This window comes from Dietzia natronolimnaea (assembly GCF_002289575.1).
Taxonomy (GTDB): Bacteria; Actinomycetota; Actinomycetes; order Mycobacteriales; family Mycobacteriaceae; genus Dietzia; species Dietzia natronolimnaea_A.
Window position 1 is genome coordinate 1 of record NZ_NTGA01000056.1, and the last position, 4,406, is coordinate 4,406.

A 4,406-nucleotide genomic window follows, 5' to 3' on the forward strand; every position below is an offset into this window, starting at 1 on the left:
GCAGTGGCCACTTTAGCGGGAACACTCCAGATAGCGGCAGACGGTCGTGGTGTCGCATTTGGTGGGGTCGCTGGTGGTGGCACTGTGGTGAAGGTGCGCGACGGTGTGTCGCAGTGCTTGCAGGTCGGCGATTTGGCGGTCCAGGTCGCCCAGGTGGGCTTCGAGCAGGGCGTGCACGTGCTGGCAGGGTGCGACTCCGGCGTCGCGGATGTCGAGGATCTCGCGAATCTGGGCCAGGGTGAGCCCAGCGGTGCGGCCGCGGCGAACGAAGTCCAGGCGCGCCAGGGCCGCAGGGGTGTAGTCGCGGTATCCGTTGGCGGTGCGCTCAGGCGCAGGTAGTAGGCCGGCTTCTTCGTAGAAGCGCAGCGTCTTGGTTGTGGTGCCGCTGGCCACGGCCAACTCACCGATGCGCACAGTGGCCCCTTTCTCGGCTCTCGTCCATGTTCGCCTTGACCTTCCCCTGCGCTGGAACGTCCACTATGGACGCTGAAGAGGGGTCACGCGAAGGAAGGTGGGCAAATGGGTGTGGACTACGACGTCGATCTGGCCGTGATCGGCTCAGGAGGCGCGGCGATGTCCGCCGCCATCGCGGCCAGCCAGGCCGGTAAGAGCGTCGTGCTGGTTGAGCGCGGTGTTCTGGGCGGGACGTGCGTGAACATCGGCTGCGTGCCGTCCAAGACGCTCCTGGCGGCCGCCGGGGCCCGGCACGCCGCGCTCACCAATCCCTTCAAAGGTGCCCCAACGTCAGCCGCACCGGTGAACCTCGGCGATCTGGTGGCCCAGAAGGACGCACTCATCGAGCGCCTGCGTGATGCGAAGTACGCCGATGTGGCCGCTGCCTACGGCTTCCAGGTCCGCCCAGGCCAGGCCAGCTTCCTGGACGGGGACACCCTGGCCGTCGACGGCCAGGCGCTGCGGGCCCGGGCCTATCTGGTCGCCACCGGTGCCACCCCCGCCATCCCGGAGGTGGTCGGTCTCGACTCTGTGGACCGGCTGACGTCCACCACCGCGATGCAGCTGACCGAGCTGCCTGAGTCCCTGGTCGTTATCGGTGGCGGGTACGTCGGGATGGAGCAGGCCCAGCTGTTCGCTCACCTCGGCACCCGGGTCTCTGTGGTCGGGCGTCTGGCGCCGCACGCCGAGCCGGAGCTGGCCCAGAGACTTCTGGAAGTCTTCACCGACGACGGCATCACCGTGGTCGAAGAGCGCGCGACCACTGTGGCCCGCGAACCAGGCCCCGCAGGAGAGGTGGTGGTGACCACGGACTCGGGCGAACAGGTGCGCGGCGCGCAGGTCCTGGTGGCCACCGGACGCCTGCCCCGCACCGACGGCCTGAACCTGGCCGCTGCCGGTGTGGACGTGGACGAGCGCGGCTTCGTCGTGGTCGACCAGACCCAGCGCACCTCCAACCCGCGCGTCTGGGCCGCCGGTGACGTCTCGGGGGCTCCCCAGTACGTCTACGCCGCCGCCGCCGGCGGTCGGGCCGCCGCGCTCAACGCCCTGACCGAGGACAGGTACCCGCCGGCAGCTCGGGTCGACTACGCCGGCTTTCCTGCGGTCGTGTTCACCCGGCCCCAGCTGGCCTCGGCGGGGTTGACCAAGGACGAGGCCCTCACCCGAGGGCACGCGTGCGACTGCCGCGTCCTGGACCTGTCCGATGTCCCCCGGGCGCTCGTCCAGCACGACACCCGCGGGGCGGTGAAGCTCGTCGCCGACGCCGTGAGCGGCAAGGTTCTGGGCGTGCACGCTCTGGCGGACGGGGCCGGGGAGATCATGCTGGCGGCCACCTACGCCATCAAAAGCGGCATGACCGTCGACGATCTGGCCGACACCTGGGCGCCGTACCTGACCATGAGCGAAAGCCTGCGCATCGTGGCCGGCCTCTTCCGAAACCAGATGCCGACGTCATGCTGCGCCTGAAACCCGCGGCCCCAGCGGGGTGGACGAGGGCTCCCGCGGCGGCCCGCCTGGCGCCGTGAATGTGCCTTAAAAACCTACAGTCTGACGAGATGCCGGGCCGAGTCCCGGACGCGGCACAGCCTCATGGGCCAACCGGTCCTTCTGCGCCTCACTAACTCATCTCGCCATGACCCGTCGCAGAGTGATCCTCGGCAGGGGTTCGTGCGGCAGAATCGGGCCACGTGGCGGGCAGATCCGGTGTCGCAGGCCCTGTTCACGCGGCACAACCCTCAACCGACAACCGCACTCAACGAACCTCTCCCACCGTCAACCCTAGCGGACTGTTGAGCTGGAAAAACCCAGCACCGAAAACGATATAAGCCGTATTGCCACTGCACGATCAGGAGCTACTCGCCTTGTCGGTCCACGTCGATCAACTTAAGAAACGTGACGCTCCCGAGCTGGCAAATCGAAACGAGTCCGAACGCTCAGTTTACTTCCCGAATTTTATGCGCGGACAGAACTCAGTTTCGAGAAATTGATGCATCCGCGCGGCACCGTTTCTTGGCGCGCCGCCCGAGATATCTTGGGACATCTCTTGGTCCCAACTGGTTGCACCTATTCGAATGTCTTCGCAGATAGATATCATTGCAAAAGTAAAGTTTACAAGCTCCCTTTCCGTCATCGGAACATTTCGATTAATTGAGTATCCATTTGAGGCAGCATTAGAATTTAGGTCTTCGAGCAACTTTCGTGTAACTCCATAACTCTGCAATTCTGCATCGATTGCGGAACCATTATCCGAATCGGCGTCAGCTAATGCATTCGCATAGGCCATTTCGGAAAAGTCAACGGCGATTTTAAAGTCTCGCGGCGGTCCGTTCGGGTTGATTATGCACTGATACCGGGAAGGATAAACGGTGCCGGTTCGGTCAGTCAGTTCCAGATCACCAATAAAGTTGTAGGTTTTCCCGTTCCTTTCAACATCGTATTCTCCGAAAACCATTTTGGCTTCACTCTTACTTTTTACTTGAGCTTGACATATTTCCCACGCCTCATTGGTGATTTGGTTTCGAGCATCGACCCTCATGTACACGAGCCCGCTGAGCAAAATAGCCATTACTCCGGCCACGCCGAGCCAACGCCTACCGGCGCTGGTCTGATAAAATGAGCGCTCATTTTGGGTCATACCTGGCTCCCTCTTACGTCGATGCAGTAGCTAATGTTGAGGGTAATGCTTTTTAGAATGCGTTGATCCGGTTCTGGGCCTGTCCGGAGTGAGTCAGTGACCGCACGATGTAGTGCTTGAGGTTCCGGAAGCCCCGGGCGATCCCGCGTAGGTGCTCGAGGCATCCGTTGATGGCCTCGAACGCGCCGCTGGCGGCTCCCACATCGAAGTAGGCGACGAGTTCGCGGTGCCGCTTCCACAGTGATCGGCCGAGCTGGGCGAGCACAGGCAAATCCTTGGGCACGCGCCCGGATGGATTTGAGGAGCTTGCACATCGCGATGTTTCCCTCACGGACGCCAGAGTTCCGTATGCCTCGATCAAACGCGGGCAGATTCCGTAAGTGACCTCCACGGCGACGTGCGCATCGTGGGTGGTGAACGTCTTGAACGAGCAGGCCTTCTGCTGGTCGGTGAGCAGCTTGGTGCGAGTGTTCATCGTCCGGCGGATGCCGTAGATGGGTTGCCGGTGCGTCCGCGGTGCCCGGTGGTGGCCTGCTGGATGCGCTGACGGCACACGGTCAGCTTGTCCGCTGCGAGATGCACCACAATAGGCCGTCTCCGGGCACGCCATTGACTTGCGCTTCGCTCACCGAGATGGCTCACCAGTTCCAATGGTGCCAAAACGATCGTTTTTGCTACAAGTGGACTCGAGTTGGCCGAATTCGGATACGCCGAGGTGGACGAGAGCCCAATCTGTAGCGGAACCCAGTCCCGGAATCTATGTCTCGGATCCATAGGGCAGCGACGGGTATTGCTACATTTAGCGGTATGGGCCACGCTTTCGGGTACGCACGGGTGTCGACAGGCGATCAAGACGCCCGACTGCAGCACGATGCCCTGGAGGCTGCCGGCTGCTACAAGGTCTTCACCGACACCGCCTCCGGGGCATTGGCCTCGCGCCCAGAGTTGGGAAAGCTCCTCGACCAATTGCGCCCGGGAGACACGCTCGTGGTCTGGCGACTGGATCGGCTGGGCCGATCGATTCGGCATCTGATCGATCAGCTGACCGAGTTGCAGGAACGCGGAATCGAGTTCCGATCCCTGCAAGAAAACATCGACACCGGGTCCTCGGGCGGGCGGCTGGTGTTTCACATCTTCGCCTCGCTGGCGGAGTTCGAACGAGACCTCATCTCCGAGCGCACCCACGCCGGCCTGGAGGCCGCCCGGGCCCGTGGCCGTAGAGGTGGGCGTCCACCGTTGTTGTCTGGGGACAAACTGCGCACCGCCCGCAAGCTCTACGAGCAACAAGACATGACCGTCGCCCAAATCGGCGAGGTCC

The 4,406-nt window shown here is 63.1% G+C and carries 5 protein-coding genes; 2 read left to right on the forward strand and 3 right to left on the reverse strand.

What is annotated here, in order from left to right; all coding sequences use genetic code 11:
* Positions 1–12: 12 nt before the first annotated feature.
* Positions 13–414 (reverse strand): heavy metal-responsive transcriptional regulator, encoded by a 402-nt coding sequence (locus CEY15_RS17300; protein WP_095719451.1) that lies wholly within the window; start codon positions 412–414, stop codon positions 13–15.
* Positions 415–519: 105 nt separating this feature from the next.
* Here CEY15_RS17300 and merA point away from each other — a divergent pair, with 105 nt between their 5' ends.
* Positions 520–1,920, forward strand: coding sequence for a mercury(II) reductase (merA, locus tag CEY15_RS17305; protein ID WP_095719452.1), 1,401 nt, complete (start codon positions 520–522; stop codon positions 1,918–1,920).
* Between the two features lie 472 nt (positions 1,921–2,392).
* Here the strand turns inward: merA and CEY15_RS18315 are convergent, their stop codons facing one another.
* Entirely contained in the window at positions 2,393–3,088 is a 696-nt protein-coding gene (locus CEY15_RS18315) for a hypothetical protein (RefSeq protein ID WP_141244320.1), read from the reverse strand.
* Between the two features lie 52 nt (positions 3,089–3,140).
* Positions 3,141–3,563: a transposase gene (locus tag CEY15_RS17310; protein WP_141244321.1), complete on the reverse strand. Its 423-nt coding sequence runs from the start codon at positions 3,561–3,563 to the stop codon at positions 3,141–3,143.
* 332 nt (positions 3,564–3,895) lie between these two features.
* On the opposite strand from CEY15_RS17310, the gene CEY15_RS17315 reads away from it, so the two are divergent.
* On the forward strand, positions 3,896–4,406 hold a 511-nt coding region (locus CEY15_RS17315; protein WP_095719453.1), incomplete at its 3' end, for a recombinase family protein.

What these genes read in the sequence shown, in the direction of transcription:
- merA (WP_095719452.1), top strand. Translation starts at nt 520, where the DNA reads ATGGGTGTGGACTACGACGTCGATCTGGCCGTGATCGGCTCAGGAGGC.
- CEY15_RS18315 (WP_141244320.1), bottom strand. Translation starts at nt 3,088, where the DNA reads ATGACCCAAAATGAGCGCTCATTTTATCAGACCAGCGCCGGTAGGCGT.
- CEY15_RS17310 (WP_141244321.1), bottom strand. Translation starts at nt 3,563, where the DNA reads ATGAACACTCGCACCAAGCTGCTCACCGACCAGCAGAAGGCCTGCTCG.